Annotated in this window: 24 protein-coding genes; 16 read left to right on the forward strand and 8 right to left on the reverse strand. The window is 68.4% G+C overall.

Annotated features, from left to right (window positions below; translation table 11 throughout):
• The first annotated feature begins 261 nt into the window (after window positions 1–261).
• From ABIS05_RS26635 to ABIS05_RS26680, 10 genes are all read left to right on the forward strand, one after another.
• The gene (locus tag ABIS05_RS26635; protein WP_348011298.1) at window positions 262–1,773 is read left to right on the forward strand and encodes a GspE/PulE family protein; all 1,512 of its coding nucleotides are present in this window, start codon (window positions 262–264) and stop codon (window positions 1,771–1,773) included.
• A complete protein-coding gene (locus tag ABIS05_RS26640) occupies window positions 1,766–2,887 on the forward strand; it encodes a hypothetical protein (RefSeq protein WP_348011299.1) in 1,122 nt (373 codons plus the stop codon). The genes ABIS05_RS26635 and ABIS05_RS26640 overlap by 8 nt, the downstream gene beginning before the upstream one ends.
• Window positions 2,884–3,396, forward strand: coding sequence for a hypothetical protein (locus ABIS05_RS26645; RefSeq protein ID WP_348011300.1), 513 nt, complete (start codon window positions 2,884–2,886; stop codon window positions 3,394–3,396). Before ABIS05_RS26640 ends, ABIS05_RS26645 begins: the two co-directional genes overlap by 4 nt.
• Window positions 3,393–3,920 carry a hypothetical protein gene (locus tag ABIS05_RS26650; RefSeq protein WP_348011301.1) on the forward strand — a complete coding sequence of 176 codons (528 nt, stop codon included), beginning with the start codon at window positions 3,393–3,395 and terminating at the stop codon, window positions 3,918–3,920. The genes ABIS05_RS26645 and ABIS05_RS26650 overlap by 4 nt, the downstream gene beginning before the upstream one ends.
• Complete coding sequence (locus ABIS05_RS26655; RefSeq protein WP_348011302.1) at window positions 3,917–6,064, forward strand: secretin N-terminal domain-containing protein; 2,148 nt, start codon at window positions 3,917–3,919, stop codon at window positions 6,062–6,064. The genes ABIS05_RS26650 and ABIS05_RS26655 overlap by 4 nt, the downstream gene beginning before the upstream one ends.
• 7 nt (window positions 6,065–6,071) lie before the next feature.
• Complete coding sequence (locus tag ABIS05_RS26660) at window positions 6,072–6,539, forward strand: type II secretion system protein (RefSeq protein WP_348011303.1); 468 nt, start codon at window positions 6,072–6,074, stop codon at window positions 6,537–6,539.
• Entirely contained in the window at window positions 6,539–6,919 is a 381-nt protein-coding gene (locus ABIS05_RS26665; RefSeq protein WP_348011304.1) for a prepilin-type N-terminal cleavage/methylation domain-containing protein, read from the forward strand. The genes ABIS05_RS26660 and ABIS05_RS26665 overlap by 1 nt, the downstream gene beginning before the upstream one ends.
• Window positions 6,920–6,924: 5 nt before the next feature.
• Window positions 6,925–7,455: a type II secretion system protein gene (locus tag ABIS05_RS26670; protein WP_348011305.1), complete on the forward strand. Its 531-nt coding sequence runs from the start codon at window positions 6,925–6,927 to the stop codon at window positions 7,453–7,455.
• A 255-nt stretch (window positions 7,456–7,710) separates the two neighbouring features.
• Window positions 7,711–8,460: an NF038120 family PEP-CTERM protein gene (locus ABIS05_RS26675; RefSeq protein WP_348011306.1), complete on the forward strand. Its 750-nt coding sequence runs from the start codon at window positions 7,711–7,713 to the stop codon at window positions 8,458–8,460.
• A gap of 26 nt (window positions 8,461–8,486) precedes the next feature.
• A complete protein-coding gene (locus ABIS05_RS26680) occupies window positions 8,487–11,636 on the forward strand; it encodes a S8 family serine peptidase (RefSeq protein ID WP_348011307.1) in 3,150 nt (1,049 codons plus the stop codon).
• Between the two features lie 93 nt (window positions 11,637–11,729).
• Here ABIS05_RS26680 and ABIS05_RS26685 read toward each other — a convergent pair whose 3' ends face one another.
• Window positions 11,730–12,122, reverse strand: a complete 393-nt coding sequence (locus ABIS05_RS26685; RefSeq protein ID WP_348011308.1) for a hypothetical protein — start codon at window positions 12,120–12,122, stop codon at window positions 11,730–11,732.
• A gap of 51 nt (window positions 12,123–12,173) precedes the next feature.
• Between ABIS05_RS26685 and ABIS05_RS26690 the strand changes: the two genes are divergently transcribed.
• Window positions 12,174–12,698: a CAP domain-containing protein gene (locus ABIS05_RS26690; RefSeq protein WP_348011309.1), complete on the forward strand. Its 525-nt coding sequence runs from the start codon at window positions 12,174–12,176 to the stop codon at window positions 12,696–12,698.
• On the opposite strand, the gene ABIS05_RS26695 is transcribed toward ABIS05_RS26690, so the two are convergent.
• The 7 genes from ABIS05_RS26695 to ABIS05_RS26725 all read right to left on the reverse strand — a co-directional run bounded on the left by ABIS05_RS26695 (window position 12,670) and on the right by ABIS05_RS26725 (window position 20,532).
• Window positions 12,670–13,335, reverse strand: coding sequence for a response regulator transcription factor (locus tag ABIS05_RS26695; protein ID WP_348063369.1), 666 nt, complete (start codon window positions 13,333–13,335; stop codon window positions 12,670–12,672). The genes ABIS05_RS26690 and ABIS05_RS26695 overlap by 29 nt on opposite strands.
• Window positions 13,317–14,549, reverse strand: a complete 1,233-nt coding sequence (locus ABIS05_RS26700; protein WP_348011311.1) for a histidine kinase — start codon at window positions 14,547–14,549, stop codon at window positions 13,317–13,319. The genes ABIS05_RS26695 and ABIS05_RS26700 overlap by 19 nt, the downstream gene beginning before the upstream one ends.
• Window positions 14,546–15,694 carry a tRNA 2-thiouridine(34) synthase MnmA gene (gene mnmA / locus ABIS05_RS26705; protein WP_348011312.1) on the reverse strand — a complete coding sequence of 383 codons (1,149 nt, stop codon included), beginning with the start codon at window positions 15,692–15,694 and terminating at the stop codon, window positions 14,546–14,548. Before mnmA ends, ABIS05_RS26700 begins: the two co-directional genes overlap by 4 nt.
• Window positions 15,695–15,855: 161 nt before the next feature.
• A complete protein-coding gene (locus tag ABIS05_RS26710; RefSeq protein WP_348011313.1) occupies window positions 15,856–18,684 on the reverse strand; it encodes a M4 family metallopeptidase in 2,829 nt (942 codons plus the stop codon).
• On the reverse strand, window positions 18,681–19,298 hold the full coding sequence (locus tag ABIS05_RS26715) for a hypothetical protein (protein WP_348011314.1): 618 nt from the start codon (window positions 19,296–19,298) through the stop codon (window positions 18,681–18,683). The genes ABIS05_RS26710 and ABIS05_RS26715 overlap by 4 nt, the downstream gene beginning before the upstream one ends.
• A gap of 174 nt (window positions 19,299–19,472) precedes the next feature.
• On the reverse strand, window positions 19,473–19,910 hold the full coding sequence (locus ABIS05_RS26720; RefSeq protein WP_348011315.1) for a hypothetical protein: 438 nt from the start codon (window positions 19,908–19,910) through the stop codon (window positions 19,473–19,475).
• Window positions 19,911–20,034: 124 nt separating this feature from the next.
• On the reverse strand, window positions 20,035–20,532 hold the full coding sequence (locus tag ABIS05_RS26725; protein ID WP_348011316.1) for an NUDIX hydrolase: 498 nt from the start codon (window positions 20,530–20,532) through the stop codon (window positions 20,035–20,037).
• 84 nt (window positions 20,533–20,616) lie between these two features.
• Here ABIS05_RS26725 and ABIS05_RS26730 point away from each other — a divergent pair, with 84 nt between their 5' ends.
• From ABIS05_RS26730 to ABIS05_RS26750, 5 genes are all read left to right on the forward strand, one after another.
• On the forward strand, window positions 20,617–21,732 hold the full coding sequence (locus tag ABIS05_RS26730) for a Re/Si-specific NAD(P)(+) transhydrogenase subunit alpha (RefSeq protein WP_348011317.1): 1,116 nt from the start codon (window positions 20,617–20,619) through the stop codon (window positions 21,730–21,732).
• 2 nt (window positions 21,733–21,734) lie between these two features.
• On the forward strand, window positions 21,735–22,046 hold the full coding sequence (locus ABIS05_RS26735; protein WP_348011318.1) for an NAD(P) transhydrogenase subunit alpha: 312 nt from the start codon (window positions 21,735–21,737) through the stop codon (window positions 22,044–22,046).
• Window positions 22,043–23,527, forward strand: a complete 1,485-nt coding sequence (locus tag ABIS05_RS26740) for an NAD(P)(+) transhydrogenase (Re/Si-specific) subunit beta (protein WP_348011319.1) — start codon at window positions 22,043–22,045, stop codon at window positions 23,525–23,527. Before ABIS05_RS26735 ends, ABIS05_RS26740 begins: the two co-directional genes overlap by 4 nt.
• 170 nt (window positions 23,528–23,697) lie before the next feature.
• Window positions 23,698–24,516, forward strand: a complete 819-nt coding sequence (locus ABIS05_RS26745) for a Fic family protein (RefSeq protein ID WP_348011320.1) — start codon at window positions 23,698–23,700, stop codon at window positions 24,514–24,516.
• A gap of 139 nt (window positions 24,517–24,655) precedes the next feature.
• Window positions 24,656–26,099 (forward strand): AMP-binding protein (locus tag ABIS05_RS26750; protein ID WP_348011321.1); only part of this gene is annotated, 1,444 nt, incomplete at its 3' end.

Consider the following 26,099-nt stretch of genomic DNA (forward strand, 5'->3'; position numbering starts at 1 on the left):
CCTTTTAGCCCCGCCGAGGAACGGAAGACCCGAAGCCCGTTCGCGCAGCGAACCTCAAGAACTGACTCGCGACGCCTGTTTGAGCAGAGCGTAGCGGCGCGAGTTCGGCGCGGGGCTTCGGGGCTGAGTACCGCAGGGAACCCCGAAGGGGCGGGGCGGCCAGGGGGGAGCTCTTTGCTTACTTTCTGGCGGCCCAGAAAGTGAGTCGCCCGCCGGGGCGAAATCCCGGCTGGGCCTCGCCACAAGCGCAAGGCAACGCCAATGAGCACCTCACTCACCGACTGGCTGCCGCCCGACCAAGGCCCCTGGCATCTCGACTTCGAGCAATGGCCGCAAGCCCAGGCGCAGCGTTGGCGCGCGGTGCTAGCCGTCGGCGCCAACGACAAACGCGTGCTGCTTGCTGAACGCGACGAGGACGCGATGCTGCTGCAAAGCGTCGAGTCCCGCCTGAACGCCCCGGTCGGCTGGCTGCGTGCATCGAGCGAGGCCGTGACCCACTTCCTCGGCGCCGGCGAGGCCGATTTCCGCGCTCTGTCGGACGTGGAAGAAGCGCTCAGCGCCGTCGAGGACCACACCGAGGAACTGTCGGCCCTGGCCCTCAGCGAACAGGCCAGCCCGGTCGTGCGCCTGCTCAACGCCACCATCTACGACGCGCTGCAGGACACGGCGTCGGACATCCACATTGAATGCACCGCCCGCGGCGCGGTGATCCGCTTCCGCGTCGATGGCGTCATGGCGCTGGTGCGCCAGGTCGACGGCCCGCAGATCGCCGAGCAGCTCGTGTCGCGCCTCAAGGTCATGGCCGAGCTGGACATCGGCGAGCGCCGGCTGCCGCAGGACGGCCGCTTCAAGCTGCGCGTGCAGGGCCGCGAGATCGACTTCCGCCTCAGCGTGATGCCCAGCGTCTTCGGCGAGGACGCCGTCATCCGCATCCTGGACCGCGCCGCTATTGCGCGTGCCGGCGAGCTGACACTCGACTCGCTCGGCTTCGGCGCAGAAGAGCGCGCCGCCATCCGCCACCAGGCGCGCCAGCCGCACGGCATGCTGCTCGTCACCGGCCCGACCGGCTCCGGCAAGACGACGACGCTTTACGCCACGCTGGCCGAGATCCACACCGGCGCCGACAAGATCATCACCATCGAGGACCCGGTCGAGTACCAGCTCAGCGGCGTCGTGCAGATCCCCGTCAACGAGAAGAAGGGCCTGACCTTCTCGCGCGGCCTGCGCTCCATCCTGCGCCACGACCCCGACCGCGTCATGGTCGGCGAAATCCGCGACGCCGAGACCGCGCAGATCGCCGTGCAGGCCGCGCTGACGGGCCACCTCGTCTTCAGCACCATGCACGCCAACAACGCCTTCGACGTCATCGGCCGTTTCATGCACATGGGGCTGGACCTCTACAACGTCGTGTCGGCGCTGAACGCGGTGCTGGCGCAGCGGCTGGTGCGTTTGACGTGCAAGCAATGCGCCCGCCCGTTCGCGCCCGAGGCCGCGACTCTTGCAAGACACGGCGTCATCAACGGCAACTTTCTCAAGGGCGAGGGCTGCGGCCATTGCCGGGGCACGGGCTACAAGGGCCGGCGCGCGGTGGCCGAGCTGCTCAAGCTCGACGACGGGCTGCGCGACCTCATCGCCGCGCGGGCGCCGATGTCCGAGATCAAGGCCGCCGCGAAGGCGCGCGGCATGAAGTCGCTGCGCGAGATGGCGCTGGCCGCCGTGTGCCGGGGCGACACCACTTTCGAGGAGCTGGAACGTGTCACCCTCGATGAGTGAAGCCCTGCGCCAACGCCTCGCCGCTCGGTTGGCCAAGCCGCGCCGGGTCTTCGTCACGCCCGGCGGCGACGAGTTCACCGCCTGGTGCCACGACATGCCCGGCACGGCGGTTGAACTGGTCGTTAGCGCCAGGGCGCTGCACGAGCTGGTGGCCGAGCCCGGCCTGCCGCTGGCCGACCTGGACGCCGTGCAGGCCTACGCACAGCAGCAGTTCGCCCATTACTTCGGCGCAGCGGCGCAGCGTTTTGCGATCGCGCCGTGGCAGCTGGGCGAGTCCTGCGGTGCCTCGGCGCTGCAGGGCCTGGACCTTGCCGCCTTGCGCGCGCAGGCCGAGGCTGGGCGTGTGCGCCTCGCCGCCGTGCGACCAGCCTGGGCGGTGTGGCTCGCGTCGCTGCCGGCGTCGACTCGTGCGGGCTCCGGCCGTGCGGTCTGGCACGAGGGAGACATTGCCGTCGTCATCCAGCTCGACCGCGGCCGCGTGACCGGCTTGCAGTCCCGCCGCGTGCAAAGCCTCGCCGACCTGGGTGCCGACGCACCGTTGGCCATCGGCACGCTCGACAGCGACCTCGCCCCCCAACCTGGCCCCGCGACACCCCAGCCCGACTTCCTGCCGCGCTCGGCCCGCTCGCCACTCGCTTGGCCCTTGGCTGCGACCGGCGCCCTCGTGCTGGCCACGGCCGCGTGGAGCGCCGTCGACAGCCATCGCACGCTGGACGTCGCCCAGGCCGCGCGCGACCGCGTCGCCACCTTGCGCCCGGCCGCCGCGCCCAAGCCTGCATCGCGTCGCGACCAGCCCGCTGAGAACCGCTCGGCGATCGAGGCCCGGGCGCTGCTGGCCATGCCTTGGGAGCCGCTGCTGACGCGCGTGGAGACGGCGGGTGCGGACGCCAAGACCATCGCCTGGCTGAGCATGGACGCCAGCGCCGGCCGCGGCGAGCTGCGCCTGGAAGGCCTGACGCCCGACAAGCTGCTGGCGCTGCAACTGGCGGAGCAACTGGGCACGACGCCGGGCTGGGGTCAGGTCGTGCTGACACGCTTCTCGGCGGCCGAGACGGGCCTCACCGGCCAGCGCTTCGAGATCAATGCGCGCGTGGCGAGCGGAGGCGGCTCGTGAACCCGCGCCTGCTTTTCAAGAAGCTCGGCGGACCGGGCCTCGCCGGCCTCGCGGCACTGTTGCTGGCGGCCGTCGCCCTCGTGCTCGGCCAGCGCTGGGACACCCAGGCCACCGCGCTGCAGGCCGAAGCCCGCGCGCTGCGCGCCAAGGCGCGGCCGGCCGTTGCGGCCACGGCGGTGCCGGTCAGCGTGCAGCAATGGCAGGCCACGCTGCCTGCGTCCGCACAGCGCCAGCAGCGGCTGGCGGACCTGCTGGAACTCAGCATTCGGCTCGACCTCAACGGCGCCCGCACCGAACACCGCCTGGCCAGCAGCGAAGGGCTGGAGCGGCTGCGCGTGACCATGCCCGTCACCGGCAGCTACGGACAAGTGCGCCGCTTCATCGGCGCGGCGCTGGAGCACGATCCGGCGCTGAGCCTGGACTCGATCAAGCTGCGCCGCCTCAGCCCGATGAGCACCGAGGTCGATGCCGAGTTGCAGTGGTCCTTGCACGGGAGGGCTAACCCATGAACCCGCGCCACCTTGCTCTTGGCGGCGCTCTGGCTGCGACGCTGGCCGCTACCGCCTGGGTGGCGACGCGGCCCGATGACGCGGCGGCCCCCGTCGCTGCCGCGCTGCCGGTGCGCAAGCCCGTGGCCGCGATAGCTCAAGTCGCGAAGCCGCTTGCAGATGGCCAGGCCCGCCAGGCCTGGGCCGAGGCCAGCCCGGCCCAACTCGCGGCCTGGCAGCCCCCACCGCCGCCGCCTGCTCCCCCCGCGCCGCCGCCCACCGCCGCTGCGCCACCGCCGCCGCCGATGGCGCCACCCATGCCGTATCAAATGATCGGCCGCGTCGTCGAAGAAGAAGGCGAGGGCGCCGGCGCCAAGGCGGTCGAGGTCGCGCTGCTGGCTGGGCCGAACAAGGCGCTCAGCGTCAGGCGCGGCGACGTCATCGACGGCCAGTGGCGCGTCGAGCAGGTGTCCACCAGCGGCGTCAGCCTGACGTGGCTGCCGGCCAAGCTTCCCCAGAACATCGTTTTCAAGCAGGTGCCATGAAGCAGCTCGTCCTCCTCTTCTGTGCCGTGCTGCTGACGGCCTGCGCCAACCCCGCGCTGCGCCAGGCCGAAGACCTCGGCCGCACCAACCAGTGGCCAGCCGCGCTGCGCGTGCTGGACGACGCCCTCGGCAAGGACCCGAACGACCCGCAGCTGCGCGCCGCCCAGGTGCGCGCCCGCGAGCAGGCCACAGCCCGCCTCATCCTGCAGATCGAGGCGCTGCGCGGCGCCGGCCGCTGGGACGAGGCGCAAGCCCTGCTGAGCCAGCTCGCGTTGGCAGACGCCAAGCACCCGCGCCTGGCCGCGCTGACCGTCGACATCGAGCGCGGCCGGCGCCACGAGGCGCAGCTCGTCATCGGCCGCGCCGCGCTGAAGGAGGGCCACATCGAGCGCGCCGATGCCGTCGCGCGCGAGATCCTGGCCGAGGCGCCGCAGCACCCCGGCGCGCGCCTGCTGGCCAGCCAGGTGGCGCGGTCGCGGCCGCTGGAATCGGCGGTCGGCGAGCTGGGCCCTAACTTCCAGAAACCGGTGACGCTGGAGTTCCGCGACGCGCCGCTGCGCCAGGTCTTCGAGGCACTGGCGCGCAGCAGCGGCATCAACTTCGTCTTCGACAAGGACGTGCGCGCCGATGCCCGGGTGACCATCTTCCTGCGCGGCGTGACGCTGGACGAGGCCATGCGCGTCATCCTCGGCACCCAGCAGCTGGACCGCAAGCTGCTGAACGACAGCTCGGTGCTGATCTTCCCGAACACGGCGGCCAAGCAGCGCGAGCACCAGGAGCTGATCACCCGCACGCTCTACCTCACCAACGCCGACGTGAAGCAGGTGCAGGCGATGGTGCGCACCATTGCCAAGGTGCGCGATATCCACATCGACGAGCGCCTCAACCTGCTCATCGTGCGCGACACGCCCGAGGTGGTGCGGCTGGTGGAAAAACTCATCGCCTCGGTCGACCTGCCCGAGCCCGAGGTGATGCTGGAGGTGGAGGTGATGGAGCTGGCCACCGACCAAGTCGAAGCACTGGGCCTGGACTGGCCCGACCAGGTGCAGTTCGGCATTCCCAATGCCACCGGCCAAGTGCTGCTCAGCGCGCGCAACCAGTTCCGCGCCAGCATCGCCAACCCCGCCATCGTGGCCAACCTGCGTGGCACGTCGGGCAACAACAACATCCTGGCCAACCCCAAGATCCGTGTCCGCAACCGCGACAAGGCCAAGGTCCACATCGGCCAGAAGCTGCCCGTGTTCACGACGACGACCAACTTCACCGGCTCCACGTCGGTGGCCGCGTCGGTCAGCTACCTTGACATCGGCCTGAAGCTCGACGTCGAGCCCACCGTGCAGCTCGACAACGACGTCGTCATCAAGATTGCGTTGGAGGTGAGCAACCTGATCCGCCAGGTCACCGGCCCGGGCGGCACGACGGCCTACGAGATCGGTACCCGCAACACCTCCACCGTGCTGCGCCTGGCCGACGGCGAGACGCAGGTGCTGGCCGGCCTCATCAACGACGAAGACCGCAAGGCCTCGTCGGGCCTGCCCGGGCTGTCGCGCATTCCGATACTGGGCCGCCTGTTCGGCACCCAGACCGACACGCGCAACAAGACCGAGGTGGTGCTGCTCATCACGCCACGCGTCGTGCGCAACCTGGCCGTGCCCGACGCCGCGCTGACGCGCCTGGCCAGCGGCACCGACGCCAGCCCCGGCGCCTTCTCCAGCCTGCTGCGCCGCGAGGCCCGGGTGGGCGTGGGGCCGAGCAACGGTGGCGGCACGGTCTCGACGGCGGCTGCACCGGCAGCACCGACCGAGGCCACGCTCAAGCTGGACGTGACGCCCCAGATCGCGGCCGGCGGCACGGTCTCGGTCGCGCTGAAGAACGACAGCGGCCTGTCGATCAAGGGCGAACTGGAGTACGACGGCACCCGTCTCGTGCCGGCGCAGCCGCTGCAAGGCGTGGCACCGGGCCGCTACCCCATCGAGATCCCGCCACGCGGCGACCGAGTCGTCGTGCTGCGCGCGCTGCCGACGGCGGCCGGGCAGGTGCTCAACATCGGCTTGAGTGGCTTGTCGGCCAGCGGGCTGAACGGCGAGTCGGCGTCGGTGCGTGTGGATGGCACGGGGCTGCTGACGGTTGATACGGCGAAATAGGCCAGCCATGCGGCCCAGGGGCTTCACTTTGATCGAGATGCTGGTCGTGCTGGCGATGCTGGGCGTGCTCGCGTCCGCCGCGCGGCCGCTGCTGGAGCTCTCGGTGCAGCGCACGCGCGAGCATGAGCTGCGCCAGGCCCTGCGCACGCTGCGCGAGGCCATCGACGCCTACAAGCGCGCGGTGGAGGCCGGCAGCGTCATGCAGAGCCCGGAGGACAGCGGCTACCCGCCCAAGCTGGAGGTGCTGGTGGACGGCTTCGCCGACGCCAAGTCGCCCAACGGCCGCAAGCTCTACCTGCTGCGCCGCCTGCCGCGCGACCCCTTCGCGCCCGCCGACCTGCCCGCCGCCGAAACTTGGGGGCTGCGCGCCTACGACAGCGGCCCGGACGAGCCGCGTGCTGGCAAGGACGTGTTCGACGTGTTCTCGCGCTCCGAGCGCAAGGCGCTCGATGGCACGCGGCTGAAGGACTGGTGATGAGACGCCAACGAGGCTTCACGCTCATCGAGCTCATCGTCGTCATGGCGATCGTCGCGCTGCTCGCCTCGATCGCCGCGCCGCGCTACTTCAACTCGCTGCAGAAGAGCAAGGAGACCGCGCTGCTGCAGTCGTTGACAACCATGCGCGACGCCATCGACCAGTTCGCCGCCGACAAGGCCCGCTACCCCGAGTCGCTGCAGGAACTCGCCACCGCGCGCTACATCCGCGACGTGCCCGAGGACCCGCTCACCGCCAGCCGCGAGACCTGGGTGGAGCTGGCGCCGCCCACCGACATGCAGGCCAGCGGCCGCGTCTGGGACGTGCGCAGCGGCGCCGCCGGGCGCAGCGCCGATGGCCGCCTTTACGCCGATTGGTGAGGCCAGTGAACCGCCAGCGCGGCTACAGCTACCTGGCCGTCCTCTTCCTCGTCGCAGTGACGGCCGCCGGCCTCGCTGCGCTGGGCCAGGCGTGGAGCACGGCCGCACAGCGCGAGCGTGAACGCGAGCTGCAATTCCGCGGCGGCGAAATCGCGCGGGCCATTGCCGCCTATGCCCGCGCGACGCCCAACCCGCCAGAGCAGTACCCGAAGACGCTGGCCGAGTTGCTCGTCGATGCGCGCGGCATCCAGACGCGACATCATCTGCGCCGCCTGTACGTTGACCCCTTCACCGGCCAGGCCGACTGGGAACTGGTGTCCGAAGCCGGCCAGCCGGGTGCATTCGGTGCGGTGCGCAGCCGCTCCGACCATGCGTTGCTGCGCGAGTTCGGGTCGGACGGCGCCCAGGTCCGCGTCGCGCACGATCTGCTCTTTGCGGCGCGAGCCTACGCCGCCAATCCGAACCCAGCCGCCGGCCCTGCTTCGGCAGCGTCAGCCGCCGCCGCAGCATCGGCACCAAATGCCGCGCCAACGTAGGGTAGACACGGTGAGTTGACGGAGTAGTCAAGCCTTTGGACTGCGAGTAAACCCGCCCCCCCCGTGCCTCAAGGGTGGGCAACTCGGGATAGTCGCCAATTCCTGCACACACAGAATCAATGTGCATACAAGGGCTATTGCCCGTTGGCAGGAACGTCCCGGCACATCCGTCGGTGACTCTGGGCATCTTCAAGCGCTGTCCGCCGCCTCCGCCTGTGCACCGTTTCAATTTATCAACGAAAGCGAGTAGTTCCAATGAAGAAGCTTCTGACGTCGATTGCGCTGGCTGCGGCCGCGCTCACAGTGGCGACGGGCGCACAGGCGAACGTGTTGCGCACAACCATCGATTTCGAGACGCCTATCGGCGGTTCGCCGTTCCTGTCTTACCCCGGTTCGCCGCTGCTGGGCCACAACGATGAGTTCTATCAACCCGGCATCGGCGACCACGCGCTGTTCTTCGACCCGTTCTCCAATCTGGCCGGCGCCCAGACCGGCGACCTCGTAGGCTCAATCGGCACCAACGACGACTTCTGCATCGGCTTTGCCGGCTGCCCCACGAACAATGCGACGAACTACCTGGCACTGCTTGACGACGGCTTTGTCGTGTTCGGCGCGCTCGACGGCTTCAGCTTCTCGGTGAAGAGCTTCAGCGCCGCCTGGATTGGCAATGGCGACCCGCTGCAGACAACGCCGGGCTTTGTGCGCCTTCAAGGCGTGAGCGGCGGCATGTCGACCACCGCGACCTTCGCGCTGACCGGCACCGCCTTCTCGACCTTCAGCACCGGCGGCTTCGGCAACATCGAGTTCGACTACGTCTACGCCTATGCCTTCGCCTGCCAGCCCTTGGGTGTACCGGGCACGTCTTGCTCGTCCAACAGCACTGACCGCGCGCAGTTCGCGCTGGACGACATCGTCATCGAGCATGTGCCCGAGCCGGCCAGCCTCGCGCTGCTGAGCGTCGCCGGCCTCGCCGCCTTCCGTGCCAGCCGCCGCCGCGCCGTCTGACCCGACCCATTGAAAGGATTTTTCTCATGAAGATGAAACTCAAGCCCGCCGCACTGGCGACGCTGGTCCTGCTCTCTGGTTTGGCCACCAGCTCCTTTGCCCAGGACCGCAAGACTTACATCGTCCAACTCAAGGATGAACCTGCCGTCTCCTATCAAGGCACGGTACCCGGCCTGACGGCGACGCAGCCGGCCGCCGGCGAGCCCTTCCGCTTCGGCAGCGCTGCCGTGCAGGCCTACATCAGCTACCTGAGCCAGCAGCAGAGCAACGTGATCTCGCTGGTGGGCAATGCGCCCGTGCTGGTGACGTACAAGAACGTGTTCAATGGCTTCGCGGCCAGCCTGACCGATGCCGAAGCCCGCACGCTGAGCAGCAGCGCGCAGGTCGTTGCCCTGTGGGAAGACGAAGCCCGTCGCCTCGACACCATCTCCACCAGCAAGTTCCTCGGCCTGACGGCCCCGGGCGGCCTGTGGTCGCAGACCGCTGGCGGCTCGGCGATCAAGGGCGAGAACCTGGTGATCGGCGTGGTCGACCTGGGCATCTGGCCCGAGAACCCCGCTTTCTTCGACCGTGTCGACGACAACGGTGTGCCCGTGAAGACCGGCGGTACGCTGGCCTTCGGCCCGGCACCTGCCAGCTTCCTCGGCGGCTGCGTTGCTGGCGAAGGCATCGACCCCGCCAAGCATTGCAACAACAAGCTGATCGGCATCAAGCATTTCAACGCGGGTTTCATCGCCTCCGGCAAAACCCCTCACTGGACCTCCTTCGCCTCGGGTCGTGACGACCTGGGCGGCGCCACCGGCCATGGCGGCCACGGCGACCACACGGCTTCCACCGCGGCCGGCAACTCCAACGTCACTGCCATCGTCAACGGCATTTCGCTTGGCCAAGCTTCGGGCATGGCGCCGCGCGCTCGTGTGGCGGCCTACAAGGTCTGCTACACCTACATCGACCCGACCGCCACCGACGGCACCGGCACCGCCAACAGCTGCTTCAACTCCGACACGGTCGCGGGTATCGACCAGGCCGTGGCGGATGGCGTCAACGTCATCAACTACTCGATCAGCGGCGCGCAGACCACGGTCAACGATCCCGTCGAGCAGGCCTTCTACCGCGCCTCGCTGGCCGGCATCTTCGTGGCCGCCTCCGCTGGCAACAGCGGCCCGGGCACGGCCGTCGCCCACATCAGCCCCTGGCTGACGACGGTGGCTGCCTCCACGCACGACCGCGCTTTCAGTGCGGACGTGACGCTCGGCAATGCCGCCAAGTACACCGGCGCCTCGCTGAACCAAACTGCACTGAGCGCCAAGCCGCTGATCCGTGCCGAGGATGCGGGCATCGCCGGCGCGAGCTCCAATTTGAATCTGTGCTTCAGCAACCCGCTTGAGCTTGACCCCGCCAAGGTCAACGGCAAGATCGTCATCTGCACGCGCGGCAACAACGCCCGCGTCGACAAGAGCCTGGCCGTGGCAAACGCCGGTGGCGTCGGCATGATCCTGGCCGACAACGGCGGCGGCCTGGTTGCCGAAGCCCATTCGGTCCCGACCGTGCACGTTTCGACCGCCGACGGCAACGCGGTCAAGGCCTACGCCCTGGCCACCGGCGCCAGCGCTACCGCCAGCATCGGCAAGTTCTACCTGGGCACCGCCCCGGCGCCGATCATGGCCAACTTCTCGTCGCGCGGCCCCAACGGCGGCGACAGCAACGTTCTGAAGCCCGACCTGACCGCACCTGGCGTGGACGTGATCGCGCAAGTGAGCCCGGCCTTGAGCCAGGCCGACCGTGACGCCGTCGCCGCCGGCACGCTGGTTCCGGGGCCAGAGTGGGCGTCCTACCAAGGCACGTCGATGTCCAGCCCGCACGTAGCTGGGGTCGCGCTGCTGCTCAAGCAAGCGCACCCGACCTGGAGCCCTGCTGCCATCAAGTCGGCGCTGATGACGACTGCCTACAGCACGCTGAATGACGGCCTCTCCGGCCTGTCAAACGGCCAGCTGCCCTGGTCGCAAGGCGCGGGCCACATCGATCCGAACAAGGCGACCGATCCGGGCCTGGTCTACAACGCCGGCAAGAACGACTGGGTCAAGTACCAGTGCAAGGTGAACAAGCCGGCCGTGCTGCCTGCTTCCGACTGCACGACCATCGGCACGCTGAACGAAACCTACGAACTGAACCTGCCGTCGATCACGGTCGGCACGGTCGTCGGCAGCGTCACCGTCCCGCGGACCGTCACCAACGTCGGCACCGCAGCGGCCACCTACACCGCCACCGCCAGCGTGCCGGGCTTCACGACCGTCGTGACGCCGCTCACGCTGAACCTGGCGCCGGGTGCGTCGGGTTCGTTCACCGTCAAGCTGACCGCCACGACCGCCGTTGAAGGCGTGTGGAACTATGGCCAGCTCGTTTGGAACGACGGCACGCACAACGTGCGTTCGCCGATCCAGGCCAAGGTGGGCAAGGCGATCACGGCACCGGCTGAAGCCACGGCAACCACGACTTCGGGCACACGCCTGATGACGGTTCGCACCGGCTTCGCCGGCCGTATGGGCTCCAAGGTCGGCGGCTTCAAGGACGTGACGATGGGTGACGTCGTCACTCTGTCACCCGCCGAGCTCAGTTCCGCCCAGCTCAAGGCGGCCTGCCAGGCGGGCGTTACGACAGCAAGTACCAAGGTCTACAACTTCAGCATTCCTGCTGGTGCCATCGTGGCGCGCTTCGCGCTACGCAGTGCCGACGTGGGTGCTGCGGGTGATGACAACGACATGATGCTGCTGTACCCCAACAACACCACCAGCGTGTACTCGGGCACCGACGGGTCCAACGAGGCCGTGCAGGTCACGGCACCAGCTGGCGGCAACTACAAGGTCTGCGTGACGGCCTGGGGCGGTGGCGAGACGATGTCGCACAAGCTGTCGAGCTGGATCGTCAACCCAGGCGATGGCGGCACGCTGAGGGTTGCAACGCCTGCGGCGGTCTACGCTGGCAGCACCGCCACAGTGGGCGCGACCTGGTCCGGTCTGGTCACGGGCAAGCGTTACGTCGGTGGCTTCCAGCTGACCGACCTGTCCGGTACTCCGCAGTCCACGACCGTGCTGCGCGTGTCGACGGATGGCAGCGTGCCGGTCCAGAACGAGCCGGTCACCATCAGCTCCAAGGTGGCTGCCGAAGCGGCTCAGTAAGCCGGTTCATGAGCCCGGCCGTTTCGGCTGCCGGCGTTCAGACCAAGCCGCAGGCTGCGAAGCCTGCGGCTTTTTTACGTCCTCAACGCATCTTCAGCGCGCGCTGGCCGGGGTTGCCAGCTGACAGCGTCCCGTGACGCAGGCCGCGCCCGGGTCAACCGTGATGGCGCAGTTGGATTGCATGCCGCTGGCCGCGATTTCGCGACGATGAGCCGCCGACTGGCGGGTGGCAAGGTCGGCCACGCGCGCCTCGTCAATGCCGTTGGTGGACCAGGCCCAGTACCCCGCCGGCCCACCGCAGGCCTTGGCGCCAACCGGCACCGTGCGGCATTGCGTGTCGGCACTGCAGTTGGCTGGGCCGATGAGCGTGCGCAGTTCCCTGGCGAGCCGTGCAGATTCGGCTTCATCGGCAGCGGGCGGCGTCTGCGCGCAACTGGTGATGGCGATGCAGGTGAAGGTGCTGGCGAGGAGGCGGTGAAGTTTCATGCCGTGATCCTGTGCCGGCCAGGCCCGCTTGGCAACAACTAGGATGCTTCCATGCGTGTGTGGCCGTCTCTATTGCTCAGCCTGGTGGGTGTGGCGCCCGCCGTGCTGGCCGCCGATTGCCAGCCCGACGCCGAGCTGGCTGCGCGCGCGCTGAGCGCGCTGCGTGCCCAGGCCCAGCGCTGCGGCGAACGCCCGTGGCCCGCCGTGCCCGTGCTGCGTTGGCAGGCGACGCTGGAGGCATCGGCCCGTCGCTACGCGCAGGAGCTGGCCGCGCGCGACCGGCTGGATCACATCAGCGCCAGCGGCGCCACGCTGCGCACGCGGCTGCGCGAGGCCGGCTATGCGATGCGCGTGTCGGGCGAGAACCTGGCCGGCGGCCCGGAGACGCTGGAGGAGGCTTTGGCGCTGTGGCTGGCCAGCCCGGCGCATTGCGAGAACCTGATGGCGGCCGACTTCGAGGAGTTCGGCTTGGCCTGCGTGACAGGCCGCGGAAAGCTGCAGCGCTACTGGGTGCTTCAGCTGGCAGCACCGGCAAGCAGGACTGCGGTCAGATCCAGCCCAGATCAATCGCCCTGAGCACCGCCTGCGTGCGGTCACGCACGCCCATCTTGGAGAAGATGGCCGAGCAGTGGTTCTTGATGACGCCTTCGCTGTTGCCCAGCAGGCTGGCGATCTCGGTGTTGCTGCGGCCGCTGGCCACCAGGCGCAGCACCTGCAGCTCTTTGGGCGACAGCGGGTCAGGATGGTCGGCCGCTGTGAAGGAGCGTTCGCCGCCCCGGGCCTCCATGCGCGTGGTGAGCGACGGCCGCAGCGCGGTACCGCCGCCGTGCACGTCGCGCAGCGCCTGCAGCAGCGTCTCGGTGCTGATGGCCTTGAGCAAAAAGCCCTTGGCGCCGGCGCGCGTGGCCTCGTCGAAGGCGACGGTGTCGTCGAAGGTCGTCAGCAGGATGACCGGCAGGCGCAGCGCCCGTGCGGCCAGCGCGCGGATGAGGCCAACGCCGTCCAGCCGCGGCATGCGCATGTCGGACAGGATGACGTCGGGCATGTTCTCGGCCGAGGCGGCGGACAGCCACTCCAGCGCCTGAGCGCCGTCGCTGGCCTCGCCGACAACCAGCAGTTCATCGTCGTGCAGCGCGAGCAGCCCTTTGAGGCCTTCACGCACCAGTTGCTGGTCCTCGACCAGCAGGATCTTGATCACACCCATCGCGGACATCTCAGCTCGATTCGAAACCCAGGGCTCGTGCGCGTCACGCGCATCTGCCCGCCCAGTTCGGCCATGCGCTCGGCCATGCCGGAGAGGCCATTGCCAAAGCCCTTGATCTGGCCGTCTATCCGGCCCCCGTGCCAGCCCGGCGCACCCCGTCCATCATCGTCGATGCTGACCGCAACTTCATCCCCATCGCCGCGCAGTTCGACCTGCACGCGGCGCGCGCCGGCATGGCGCACGCTGTTGGTCACCCCCTCCTGCACGCAGCGCAGCAGCGCATGCGCCGCGCGGGGGCCGAGGTCGCGCGTGGCGTCGTCCAGGGCCAGCTCGATGCGCGTGCTGGCGATGCCCTCGGCCAGCGCCTGCAGCGCGGCCGACAGGTCGATGCGCTGCGAGCTGCGCTGCTGCGACACGGACTCGCGCACATCCGCCAGCAGCTGCGCCGCCACGCCCTGCGCCCGGCCCAGCGCCTGGCCCGCGCCGCCGCTGTCTGCCCGCGCCAGCAGCGCGCCGCCCAGCTGCAGCTGCAAGTTCAGCGCCGTCAGGTGGTGGCCCATCAGGTCGTGCAGCTCGCGGGCGATCTGCATGCGTTCGTTGTAGCGCATCTGCTCGGCCAGCAAGTGTTCGCCGGAGAGCTGCTCGGCCAGCACCGCCTGCAGCCAGCGGCGCTTTTCGGCCTCGGCCGCCGCCATGCGCCCCAGGCCGAAGGCCAGGCCGTGCAGGGCCAGCATGGCGAACAGCATGCCGAACTGGTCCAGCCAGGCGGTGGTGGACGCGAAGACGTAGATGCCGGTGTTCAGCAGCACCTGGGCCGCCGCGAAGCCCAGCGCCAGCCGCGCCGGCAGCACCACGGCGCCCAGCGCCGTGACGAGGAAGGGCAGGCCGGGCGTGACGCCGAAGGCCAGCAGGTCCACCAGCAGCAGCCGTGCCAGGCGCTGGTTCACCGGCAGGGCGGTCTGGCCCAGGCGCGCCAGCCGGAAGATCAGCGCGACGAAGGCCACCAGCAGCAGCACGCAGACGACCACCAGGCCGCGGTCGTTGACGTCGCCGCCGAGCTGGCGCCAGACCCAGGCGGCCAGGCCGTCGTAGGGCTCGGTGCGCACGCCCAGCAGCGCGGAGCCGGCGCTGACCAGCTCCATCGCGCAGACCACCAGCGCCGCCAGCCGCAGCACGGTGCCGGGCTCGGCGAGCCGCGCAAGCAAGCGGTCGAATCTCGTCATTCAGACAACGCCGCTGAGATGACGCCGCCGCCCAGGCACACGTCGCCGTCGTAGACCACGGCGCTCTGCCCCGGCGTCACGGCCCATTGCGGGTCGGGGAAGCGCAGCGTCAGCCGGCCGGCCGCGTCGAAGCCGACGCTGCAGGGCGCGTCCGCCTGGCGGTAGCGCGTCTTGGCGGCAGCTTCTGCCACGGCGGGCGCACGGCCGGCGACCCAGCTCAGGTCGTCGGCCACGAGCGCGGGGCTCAGCAGCAGCGGGTGGTTGTGGCCTTGCACGGCGATGAGGGTGTTGCTGGCGATGTCCTTGGCCGCGACGAACCAGGGCTCGTGATGGCCCCCGCCCTTCGACGCCTGGCCGGGCGTCGCCGCCGATCCCTGCGAACCCTTCTCCTTAACACCGCCGATGCCCAGACCCTGGCGCTGGCCCAGCGTGTAGAAACTCAGGCCGACGTGCTCACCCAGCTTGCGGCCGCGCTCGTCCTTGATCGGCCCGGGCTGGTGCGACAGGTATTTGTTCAGGAACTCGCGGAACGGCCGCTCGCCGATGAAGCAGATGCCGGTCGAGTCCTTCTTCTTCGCATTCGGCAGCGCGATCTCGGCGGCGATGCGGCGCACCTCGGTCTTGGGCAGGTCACCGACGGGGAACAGCGTCTTGCTCAGCTGCGCCTGGCTGAGGCGGTGCAGGAAGTAGCTCTGGTCCTTCAGCGGGTCCAGCCCCTTCAGCAGTTGAAACTCGCTATCGACTTCACGCACACGGGCGTAATGCCCGGTCGCAATTTTCTCGGCGCCCAGACGCATCGCGTGGTCGAGAAAGGCCTTGAACTTGATTTCGGCGTTGCACAGCACATCGGGGTTAGGCGTGCGGCCGGCCTGGTACTCGCGCAGGAAGCTCTCGAAGACGCGGTCCTTGTACTCCGCCGCGAAGTTGACATGCTCGAGGTCGATGCCCAGCACGTCGGCCACCGAGGCGGCGTCCAGGAAGTCCTGGCGCGTCGAGCAGTACTCGTCGTCGTCATCGTCTTCCCAGTTCTTCATGAAGATGCCGATGACCTCGTGGCCTTGTCGCTTCAGCAGGTGGGCGGTCACGGCCGAGTCGACGCCGCCGGACAGGCCGACGACCACTCGTTGTTTCTTGGAGGAACTCATCGGCGCAATTGTCCCAAACGGGGATTGAACCGCGGTGGCGCCGGCTTTACGGGTCTGCGGCCGGCGGAAAAATGGGGCGCTCGTTACAGCGCCCCCTTTACCCCTTTGCCCCTTTACCCCTTTACCCCTTTGCTGCCGGGCAACGCCCGCTCAACCGACGCTCACGGCGTGCAGCGGTAGACCATCACGTCGTCCAGATACCAGCCCACGGCGCCGCCACAGCCATCGTTGCCCAGCTCGAAGCGGAGCTTGACCTTGTCTCCCGGGCGGGCGTAGGGAGAGAGGTTCACGATCGAACGACCCCAGGAGCCGGTGACCGAACCGCCGTCGCCGCCGGTGAAGGCGGGCTCGCCGGCCAGCGGGTTGGTATTGCCGACGGCAGCCGTGGCGAGCGTGGTGTTGTAGGCGTTGTAGATGAAGTCGGCCGCCTTGACGAGCTGCCAGCCACCGCCGTTCACGCTGATCTTGACGTTGCCGCCATCGACGCTCGCTTCGGTCGAGACCCAGTGATCGAAAGTCAACCGCGGCGCGGTCGCGTCGGCCGGCATCATGATCTCGGGGCTCTCCAGCCGTTGCAGGCCGGTCTGATCTCCGCCGGGCTGACAGGTGCCTGCGTTGGTGTCAGCGGCGTAGATGGCATAGCCGGCGCGTTTGCCCGGCAGGTTGGTGACGACGCCCCAGTCCCGCGCGGTGAAGTCGCCGGTGGCGCCGACGTGGGTGACCAGCCACTTCACGCCGCCGCGCTTGCCGCCGTCGAAGCCGTCCGTTAGCACGGCAGCCGCTGCGCCGGTGGGGCACAGCGCCGGCGGCGACTTGGCCAGCAGCGGTTGGAAGTTGCACTGGCTGGGCGGCGTGCGCAGTTCCACGGCAAGCGCCATCTTGGCCACCTGCGCGCAGTCGCTGGCGGTGATGAGGTCGCCCCAGATCGCGCCCGTCTTCAAGTCGGCCAGCGGTTGGCCGGTCAGGTCGCGGCAGGACTGCTCCAGCGCGTCCGCGTGGTCGGCGAAGTTGCTGGCCGGGCTCTGGTAGACGCTCTGGGCGCGGAAGTAGAGATGCGCCGCCTTGGTCAACCCTATCGCGCTGATGTTCTGGCCGTTGTAGCTGCCGCCGTCGACGAGCAGCGCGTAGCCGTGGTTGGCCACGCCGGAGTTGGTGTGCACGCCGCCGGAGTCGCCGGCGTCGCTGTTGGGCCCGCAGCTGTACTGCCCGTCGCTCACCTTGCCCGGGTTGCCGTAGCAGGTGGGGGTGTACATGTCGCGCAGTGCGCCGGCCGAACCGTTTGCAGTGGAATCCTCGCCCAGCAGCCAGCGGACCGAACTGTCGGAACCTTTGCCGCCCCGGAACATCGAGGCGGTGATGGTGCTCACGCCCGTCAGCGCCTTGATCGCCGTCCCATCGCCCTGGTTCAGCGACAGCGCGGGGATGGTGATGGTGGCGTCTGCGCCGCTCATGGCGGGTGCGGCGGTGCCCGCCGCGTTGTTGCCGATGATGACGCCGATGGCGCCGTTCAACTGGGCGTTCTTGGTCTTGACCGCGAAGCTGCAGGCACCGCGGTCCACGTAGGCAATCTTGCCGCTGACAGCGGCCGCGTTGACGAACGGCGTTTCGCAGCCGTCGCTGGCAGTGCCTGCGCCGTCGTTCACCACCACCACGGTGCTGGCGACGGAGAAAGTCTGCGGGCCGAAGGTGGCCGTACCGCTACTTTTCACGCCGGCGATTGAGGCCGGCGCAGTGATGTTGATCGTGGGTAGGGTGGGCGTCGACGTGGTGCAGGCGCCGGGGGTGCGCAACGCGTCGGGCGTGTCACCGCCGCGGCCGTTGATGCGGTCGACCGTTTCACCCCAGATGTCGGAGTAGGCCTCGTTCAGCGCGCCGGGTTGCCAGGCGTAGATCAGGCCGTGGGTGTACTCCGTGTAGGCATGGCCCCATTCGTGAGCCGTGATGTCGTCGGTCGTGAGGCCTGGGCAGAACGAGATGAACGTGCCGTTCCACGACGCATTCGGGCAGGCATTGCCGCGGTTGAAGACCGAATCCATCGTCGCGCCCTGGCCGTCGAAGGAGTCGCGACCGAAGGCGTTCTTGAACAGGTCGTAGATCTCGGAGGACGCGGCGATCATGTTGTCCGCCTCCGTCGTGCCGGTCGGAAAGGCCTGGCCTTCCACCCAGAACGGCGCGGCCGGGTAGTTGGGCCCGGGCGCCGTGGCACCCTGGCCGTTGTAGGCGCGGCGGTGCTTGGCGTCGTGGATGCCGCTGATCTTGTCGATCACCTTGCCGGTGTGGGCATCGACGTAGACGAAGTCGCGCACGTCCACGCCGTTGCCGACGACGACTTCCCAGGCCAGGTGGTTGGCGCCTTCGATGCCCTGCGCCAGGCCGGCGCGGTAGATCATCAGCGTCGGCTTGGCGGCCGCCAGCTTGGCAGGGCGGCCCAGGCTGGCGGCGATGCGCGCGACCGCGAGCTTGCCGGCTTCTTCGGCTGATCGATCGGGCTTGGGGTCGACGGTGATGCCAGGCACGAAGGTGCCGTTGGCCACCACCAGGTTGTCGGCCGCGTCGTAGTGGGTCTTCAGCTCGGCGCCGAACACCGGCAGCCCGCGGTAGAACTGCTTGTGGCTGATGTGCGTGCCGCCCTGGCGATCCTTGGTGATGCGGCCCGGGCCGATTTCCTCGTCGACGCTGCGGATGCCGAAGAGGCCACCATAGGCCCGCAGGAACTGCACCGAACCGTCATGCCGCAGGGCGTCCGTCATGGGCCGGCTGCGGCCTTGCGCGGCCATCCTGGCCGTAGCGTCGCTGCGTGGCAGCCGCACGAAGCGGGCAGCCCCCGTGCTGTCATGCAGAACCACGGCAGGCGTGATGCCGGTGTCGGCGGCCATGCGGGCCAGGGCTTCGCTCTGGCCCGACAGGCCGGGGCGCTCCTGGGCCTGGGCAGCAAAGGCCAGGCCCATCGACAGGGCCAGCGAGGAAAGGCACAACGAACGGCGGGTCATACACGCCCCGCAGCGCGGCGGCGCGCGGCCATCAGGCCGACGACCGCGAGGCCAGCCAGCGCCAGGCTCGCCGGCTGCGGTTCCGGGACTGCGGTGGCGACCGTTCCCACGGTCAGGTTGTCCACGCCGGCGTAAAGCGACGGGCCGGGGCGGCTGATGACGAGGCTGGTGATGACGGTGTCAGCCACGAAGCCGCGATAGCTGTCCGACAGCGTGGCGGGCGTGAAGGTCTTGGTGGTGCCGTCGCTCAGCAGGAGCGTGACCGAAACGGCCTGGAAGCTGTCGGAAATGTTGGTGGTGAAGAAGTTCCCGCCGACCGCCCTCACGTTGCCGCTGGTGAAGCTGATGGTCAGCGCTTCATCGATCTGGCTGGTGCCCAGGAACTCGCCTGAACCGTAGATGTCGCTTGGGGCGGAGATGGTGTACGAGTAGATGCCGTTGCTGAAGGCGGCGGGCGGCGTGGCATCGAGGCCGTTGAAGTTCTCGGTGTAGCCGCCTGGCGTCAGCTGCGCGAGGAATGCCGCTGAAGAGTCGTAGGTCGTGGAGTTTGCGGACGCGGCGAACGACAAGGCGGCAATGGTGAATGCCGAAAGGAGTTGCGGGATGGGCTTCATTCGGGTTCCAGAGTGGGTGAATTCATGCGGGGGAGGCGCGGTCGATGGTTCCATGCCCGGTGTCACCCCGGTACCCACAAAAATCGGGAAGGTCACCCCACCCAGGCAGGGGGCGATCGATGTCCAGCCAGCGCCGCTGCGGCGAAATGCAGGCACTGCGCTGGGACCGTCGAGTTAGCGATCCGCGTCGCCAGGCGTGCTGCGGCCCAACAGGAACGTGGCGACGTAAGTCGATTTGTCGATCGGCTTGCCAGCGACCGGAGGCGGCTCGATGGCCGTCAGCGTCAGATCGAAATCGCCGATACGCGCTGCCTGCAGCCCGCCCATGGCGGAATGGAGTTCACGCCGCTCCCTGGGCTGACCATGCCATTGCCACCAGACCCGCACGACAGCGCTGCCGGCCACGATGCATTGCTCGCCCCGGGGGCAGCGGGAATCGGCCTCTACGCCCTCGAATCCGACCAGCAGTGCCCGGCCACTCAACCGAGCGGTTTCGCCGGCATGCAGCGCGAAAGGCGTGCCCGGCTCGACGTCGACGGGGCGTGTGGTTTCGACCGCCCCGCAGGCGGCGCATGCGAACGACAGGGCGAGCAGTACGGCGGCGGGTCTCATGGGCGCTGTTTCTCAGCGGTGCAGGTCGGCGTCAGCGAACGGCAGATCAGGTTTTGCGGAACAGGGCTCTGCAGGCCTCGCCGCTCAGCGCGCCGTCGGAGACCTGGATGAAGTCCACCATGGCTCAGCCTTTCACCAGTGGCGACTGAAGCGACGCATGCGCGAACACCGCCTCCAGCGGCAGCCGCCGCCCGGCCGCGTGGTCCTGCACGCACTGCAGCACCAGCGGGCTGCGCAGGCGGTTGACAGAGGCGGCCAGCTCGGCCTCGCTCAGCCACAGCGTGCGGCGAATGCCCTCGTCCAACGTGCGCCCGGCGATCTCTTCACCCACCGAACCGCTGAACGCCAGCCGCACATAGGTCACATCCTCTAAACGTGCCGGCCGCAGGAAGCGGGCGAGGTACACGCCCAGAAAAGCCTCCGGCACGAAGACCCGTGCCGTCTCCTCCAGCGCCTCGCGCACGACGGCCTCAATCGGGCCTTCGCCCAGCTCCAGGTGGCCAGCCGGGTTGTTCAGCATCAGGCCTTCGGGCGTTTCTTCCTCGACGAGCAGGTAGCGCCCGGCGCGCTCGATGACCGCCGCGACCGTGACGCTGGGACGAAACCTGTCTGTGGCAACCATGCTGCTTCCTCTCGCATTCCCGCTCCGGGCGGACCCGGGCATTGTGTAAGCTGCCACGCAACCCCTGCCCCCCGGAGGAGATCCATGCAGATTGGCATCCCGCGCGAACGCGCGGCCGGCGAGACCCGTGTCGCCGTCACCCCAGAAACGGCCAAGAAGTTGAAGGCCGCAGGCCATGTGCTTCGCGTCGAAAGCGGCGCCGGTGTCACGGCCAGCGTCACCGATGCGGCCTACGAGGCGGTCGGTTGCGAGATCGTCGACCAGGCCACGGCACTCGCCAGCGAACTGGTGCTGAAGGTGCGCGCACCCGGCGCCGACGAGCTGGCGCTGATGAAGCCCGGCGCGGCGCTGGTCGGCATGCTCAACCCCTTCGACCGCGAGGGCCTGACGGCGATGGCTGCGGCCGGCCTGACGAGCTTTGCGCTCGAAGCCGCGCCGCGCACGACACGGGCGCAGAGCATGGACGTGCTGAGCAGCCAGGCCAACATCGCCGGCTACAAGGCCGTCATGATCGCGGCCGACAAATACCAGCGCTTCTTCCCCATGCTGATGACGGCGGCCGGCACCGTGAAGGCGGCGCGCGTCGTCATCCTCGGCGTCGGCGTGGCAGGCCTGCAGGCGATTGCGACGGCCAAGCGGCTGGGCGCCGTCATCGAGGCCAGCGACGTGCGGCCGAGCGTGAAGGAGCAAGTCGAGTCCTTGGGCGGCAAGTTCATCGACGTGCCCTACGAGACGGCCGAAGAGAAGGAGGCGGCTGAAGGCGTCGGCGGCTACGCGCGGCCCATGCCGCAGAGCTGGCTGGACCGGCAGAAGGCCGAGGTCGCCAAGCGCGTGGCGGCGGCAGACATCGTCATCACGACGGCGTTGATCCCCGGCCGCGCGCCGCCGGTGCTGGTCACCGAAGAGATGGTGAAGGCCATGAAGCCCGGCTCGGTGCTCGTGGACATCGCTGCACCCGCCGGTGGCAACTGCCCGCTGACGGAGGCCGGCAAGACGGTCATCAAGCACGGCGTCATCATCGTCGGCGAGACCAACCTGCCGGGGCTGGTCGCCGCCGATGCGTCGGCGCTCTATGCCCGCAACGTGCTCGATTTCCTGAAGCTCGTCATCACCAAGGAGGGCACCTTCAACGTGCCGCTGGATGACGACATCGTCGCGGCCTGCCGCGTCACGCAAGACGGCCAAGTCACGAGGGCATGACCATGGAAATCGTTGACCACACCATCATCAATCTCATCATCTTCGTGCTGGCCATCTACGTGGGCTACCACGTTGTCTGGACGGTGACGCCCGCACTGCACACGCCGCTGATGGCCGTCACGAACGCCATCTCGGCCATCGTCATCGTCGGCGCCATGATGGCCGCGGCGCTGACCGAGACGCCCTTCGCCAAGGTCATGGGCGTGCTGGCCGTGGCGCTGGCGGCGGTGAACATCTTTGGCGGCTTCCTTGTCACGCGGCGCATGCTGGAGATGTTCAAGAAGAAGGAAAAGAAGTCGGAGGTGAAGAAATGAGCCTGAACCTTGTCACACTGCTCTACCTCATTGCCAGCGTCTGCTTCATCCAGGCGCTCAAGGGCCTGTCGCACCCGACGACCTCCATCCGCGGCAACCTCTTCGGCATGGTCGGCATGGCCATCGCCGTGCTGACGACGGCGGCCCTCATCGTCAAGCTCGCGGGCTCCGGCGCCGGCCTCATGGGCATGTCGTGGGTGCTGCTGGGCCTAGTCGTCGGCGGCGGCTACGGTGCCTGGCGGGCCAAGACGGTCGAGATGACCAAGATGCCCGAGCTGGTCGCGTTTTTCCACAGCATGATCGGCCTGGCGGCGGTGGCCATCGCCGTCGCTGCGGTGGCCGAGCCGGCGGCCTTCGGCATCACGCCGGCACTGGACGCCGCGCTGGCCGCCATCCCGCCGGAAGACGGCGTGGCGGCGCGCACGCTGGCGCCCATCCCGGGCGGCAACCGCATCGAACTGGCCCTGGGCGCCTTCATCGGCGCCATCACCTTCACCGGTTCGGTCATCGCCTGGGGCAAGCTGTCGGGCGGCAGCAAGTTCCGTCTCTTCCAGGGCGCGCCGGTCACGTTCAAGGGCCAGCACGCGTTGAACGCGGTGCTCGGCCTCGCGTCGGCCTTCTTCGTGTTCGGCTTCTGGCATTCGCAGTCGCCCATCGACTTTGGGCTGATCGTCGCCCTCGGCTTCGTGCTCGGCGTGCTGCTGATCATCCCCATCGGCGGCGCCGACATGCCGGTGGTGGTGAGCATGCTCAACAGCTATTCGGGCTGGGCTGCGGCCGGCATCGGCTTCTCGTTGAACAACCCGATGCTGATCATTGCCGGCAGTCTGGTCGGCAGCTCGGGCGCCATCCTGAGCTACATCATGTGCAAGGCGATGAACCGCTCGTTCTTCAACGTCATCCTGGGCGGCTTCGGCGGCGAGGCCACCACAGCCGCCGCCGGTGACGGCAAGGCTCGCCCGGTCAAGAGCGGCAGCGCCGACGACGCCGCCTTCGTGCTCGGCAACGCCGAGAGCGTCGTCATCGTGCCGGGCTACGGCCTGGCCGTGGCGCGCGCCCAGCATGCGGTGAAGGAACTGGCTGCCAAGCTCACCGAGAAGGGTATCAGCGTCAAGTACGCCATCCACCCGGTGGCCGGCCGCATGCCGGGCCACATGAACGTGCTGCTGGCCGAGGCCGAGGTGCCGTATGACCAGGTCTTCGAGATGGAAGACATCAACGGCGAGTTCGGCCAGGTCGACGTGGCCATCATCCTGGGCGCCAACGACGTGGTGAACCCCGCCGCGCACGTGAAGGGCAGTGCCATCTACGGCATGCCCATCCTGGAGGCCTACAAGGCCAAGACGATCATCGTCAACAAGCGCTCCATGGCGGCGGGCTACGCGGGCCTGGACAACGAGCTGTTCTACATGGACAAGACCATGATGGTTTTCGGCGACGCCAAGAAGGTGGTGGAGGACATGCTGAAGGCGGTGGAGTAGCCGGCGCTTTGATAAGGCGACGTTGTTGGGCGTCTTGTTCGTGCTGGCTTTCGAGACCGACACCATGGAGGCCGACACGCCCAAGGATGTTGAGGAGGTCGTCAACTACGTTCGCGCCATGACCCGTGGCTTGGCGCGTCTTGCCGAGCTGCCGCTGTCGCCTGCGACTTTTGCGCGAGATTCACGCCGAGCTCATGCAGGGCGTGCGCGGCGGCGACAAATCACCCGGCGAATTCCGCACCAGCCAGAACTGGATTGGCGGCTCCGGCAGCAGCCTGCGCACTTCCGCCTTCATCCCGCCACCGCCTCACGAGCTGATGCCTGCGCTGGGCCAGTTGGAGCGCTTCATGCACGACAGCCGGGCCAGCATGCCGTTGCTGGTGCGCTGCGCCCTCGTGCATGCCCAGTTCGAAACCATCCACCCTTTTCTCGACGGCAATGGCCGGGTTGGCCGCCTGCTTATCACGTTGCTACTCTGTGCCGAAGGGGCGCTGGCCCGGCCATTGCTTTACCTGTCCCTGTTCCTGAAGACGCATCGTGCGGAGTACTACGACCGGCTCACTGCCATCCGAAGCCAGGGCCATTGGGAGCCGTGGGTGGCGTTCTTCCTGCGAGGCGTCAGCCAGACGGCCCGGGCCGCCACACAGACGGCGCGCCACATCGTGCAGATGCGTGACGCTCACCGTGCCGCCGTGGCGCGCAACGCACGGGCTCTGGCCTTGCTGGCCCGGCTGCTGATGCAGCCCAGCGTGTCCGCCCCGCGCGCCGCCGAGTGGTTGCAGTGCAGCTTCCCCACGGCCCTTAAGCTGCTCACCGACTTTGAATCGCGCGGCTGGCTGCGCGAGGTCACTGGCTACGGCCGCAATCGCCAGTGGCGCTACCAGCCCTATCTGGACCTTTTTCACCGCGAAGCCGTCGATGCCTCGCTGGCTGACGCGGCCGCGCCGCAGGTCACCGGCAGCGCCTTCCAGGCGCCGGCGGCCTCCTGACAATCCTTCAACGCCAGGGCCCGAACATCACGCAGCAATTGGACCTGGGGCTGCGTTGATGCGCTATCGAATCCCCTGACCCTCGCGCTGTCAGCCTTCGGTCAGAATCGGCGCCAATCAAGAATGAAGGAGACAAGCCATGGAGCCCATCTGGCTGAAGCAATACCCGGCTGAGGTGCCGCGCGAGATCAACGTCTCGCTCTACCCCAGCCTGGTCGACCTGCTCGACACCTCGTTCAAGAAGAACGCCGCCAAGCCGGCCTATCTGATGATGGGCAAGAGTGTCAGCTTCGCGCAGGTCGACGAAGCCTCGCGGGCTTTCGCGGCCTATCTGCAGAGCCTGGGCCTGGAGAAGGGCGACCGCGTCGCGCTGATGATGCCCAACCTCTTCCAGTACCCGGTGGCCGTGGCCGCCGTGCTACGGGCGGGTTATGTCGTCGTCAACGTGAACCCGCTGTACACGCCGCGTGAGCTGGAGCACCAGCTCAAGGACTCCGGCGCCAAGGCCATCGTCGTCATCGAGAACTTCGCCTCGGTGCTGCAGCAGGTCATCAAGAACGTGCCGACCAAGCACATCATCCTGGCGGCCATGGGCGACATGCTGGGCATGCTCAAGGGCAGCATCGTCAACTACGTCGTGCGCAAGGTGAAGAAGATGGTGCCGGCCTTCGATCTGCCTGGCGCTGTGCGTTTCAACGATGCGCTCGCCAAGGGCCGCAGCCTCACCTACAAGGCGCCCAAGCTGGGGCCGGACGATATCGCCGTGCTGCAGTACACCGGCGGTACTACGGGTGTGTCCAAGGGCGCCGTGCTGCTGCACCGCAACCTGGTGGCCAACATCCTGCAAAGCGAGGCCTGGTACCAGCCGGCCTTGAAGAAGCTCCCCGCCGGCGAGCAGGTCGTCACCATCTGCGCGCTGCCGATCTATCACATCTTCGGTTTCAACACGAACATGATGCTGTCCATGCACATGGGCGGCGCCAACGTGCTGGTGCCCAACCCGCGTGACCTGTCGGCCATGTTCAAGGAGTTGGCGCAGCACCGCTTCCACAGCTTCCCGGCGGTCAACACCCTCTTCACGGCCATGGCCAACCATGCCGATTTCGGCACGGTGGACTGGAGCAAGCTCGTCATCTCGGTGGGCGGCGGCATGGCCGTGCAGCAAGCCACGGCCAAGCTCTGGCTGGAGAAGACCGGCTGCCCCATCGTCGAGGGCTACGGCCTGTCCGAGACCTCGCCCTCGGCCAGCTGCAACCCGACCGACAGCACCGCCTACAGCGGCACCATCGGCCTGCCTATGCCGCTGACCGAGCTGCAGCTGCTGGACGATGACGGCAACGAAGTGCCGATGGGCCAGCCCGGTGAGATCGCCATCCGGGGGCCGCAGGTCATGGCCGGCTACTGGCAGCGCCCGGACGAGACCGACAAGGTGATGACCGCCGACGGGTTCTTCCGCAGCGGCGACATTGGCGTGGTCGACGAACGCGGCTACTTCCGGATCGTCGACCGCAAGAAGGACATGATCGTGGTGAGTGGCTTCAACGTCTATCCCAACGAGGTCGAGGAAGTCGTCACGCAGATGC

The organism is Roseateles sp. (assembly GCF_039929605.1).
In the GTDB taxonomy this organism is placed as follows: domain Bacteria; phylum Pseudomonadota; class Gammaproteobacteria; order Burkholderiales; family Burkholderiaceae_C; genus Pelomonas.

Excerpts from the sequence above, each read along its gene's own strand:
- ABIS05_RS26635 (WP_348011298.1), top strand. The coding sequence starts at position 262 with ATGAGCACCTCACTCACCGACTGGCTGCCGCCCGACCAAGGCCCCTGG.
- ABIS05_RS26640 (WP_348011299.1), top strand. The coding sequence starts at position 1,766 with ATGAGTGAAGCCCTGCGCCAACGCCTCGCCGCTCGGTTGGCCAAGCCG.
- ABIS05_RS26650 (WP_348011301.1), top strand. The coding sequence starts at position 3,393 with ATGAACCCGCGCCACCTTGCTCTTGGCGGCGCTCTGGCTGCGACGCTG.
- ABIS05_RS26655 (WP_348011302.1), top strand. The coding sequence starts at position 3,917 with ATGAAGCAGCTCGTCCTCCTCTTCTGTGCCGTGCTGCTGACGGCCTGC.
- ABIS05_RS26660 (WP_348011303.1), top strand. The coding sequence starts at position 6,072 with ATGCGGCCCAGGGGCTTCACTTTGATCGAGATGCTGGTCGTGCTGGCG.
- ABIS05_RS26665 (WP_348011304.1), top strand. The coding sequence starts at position 6,539 with ATGAGACGCCAACGAGGCTTCACGCTCATCGAGCTCATCGTCGTCATG.
- ABIS05_RS26675 (WP_348011306.1), top strand. The coding sequence starts at position 7,711 with ATGAAGAAGCTTCTGACGTCGATTGCGCTGGCTGCGGCCGCGCTCACA.
- ABIS05_RS26680 (WP_348011307.1), top strand. The coding sequence starts at position 8,487 with ATGAAGATGAAACTCAAGCCCGCCGCACTGGCGACGCTGGTCCTGCTC.
- ABIS05_RS26685 (WP_348011308.1), bottom strand. The coding sequence starts at position 12,122 with ATGAAACTTCACCGCCTCCTCGCCAGCACCTTCACCTGCATCGCCATC.
- ABIS05_RS26690 (WP_348011309.1), top strand. The coding sequence starts at position 12,174 with ATGCGTGTGTGGCCGTCTCTATTGCTCAGCCTGGTGGGTGTGGCGCCC.
- ABIS05_RS26695 (WP_348063369.1), bottom strand. The coding sequence starts at position 13,335 with ATGTCCGCGATGGGTGTGATCAAGATCCTGCTGGTCGAGGACCAGCAA.
- ABIS05_RS26700 (WP_348011311.1), bottom strand. The coding sequence starts at position 14,549 with ATGACGAGATTCGACCGCTTGCTTGCGCGGCTCGCCGAGCCCGGCACC.
- mnmA (WP_348011312.1), bottom strand. The coding sequence starts at position 15,694 with ATGAGTTCCTCCAAGAAACAACGAGTGGTCGTCGGCCTGTCCGGCGGC.
- ABIS05_RS26710 (WP_348011313.1), bottom strand. The coding sequence starts at position 18,684 with ATGACCCGCCGTTCGTTGTGCCTTTCCTCGCTGGCCCTGTCGATGGGC.
- ABIS05_RS26715 (WP_348011314.1), bottom strand. The coding sequence starts at position 19,298 with ATGAAGCCCATCCCGCAACTCCTTTCGGCATTCACCATTGCCGCCTTG.
- ABIS05_RS26720 (WP_348011315.1), bottom strand. The coding sequence starts at position 19,910 with ATGAGACCCGCCGCCGTACTGCTCGCCCTGTCGTTCGCATGCGCCGCC.
- ABIS05_RS26725 (WP_348011316.1), bottom strand. The coding sequence starts at position 20,532 with ATGGTTGCCACAGACAGGTTTCGTCCCAGCGTCACGGTCGCGGCGGTC.
- ABIS05_RS26730 (WP_348011317.1), top strand. The coding sequence starts at position 20,617 with ATGCAGATTGGCATCCCGCGCGAACGCGCGGCCGGCGAGACCCGTGTC.
- ABIS05_RS26735 (WP_348011318.1), top strand. The coding sequence starts at position 21,735 with ATGGAAATCGTTGACCACACCATCATCAATCTCATCATCTTCGTGCTG.
- ABIS05_RS26740 (WP_348011319.1), top strand. The coding sequence starts at position 22,043 with ATGAGCCTGAACCTTGTCACACTGCTCTACCTCATTGCCAGCGTCTGC.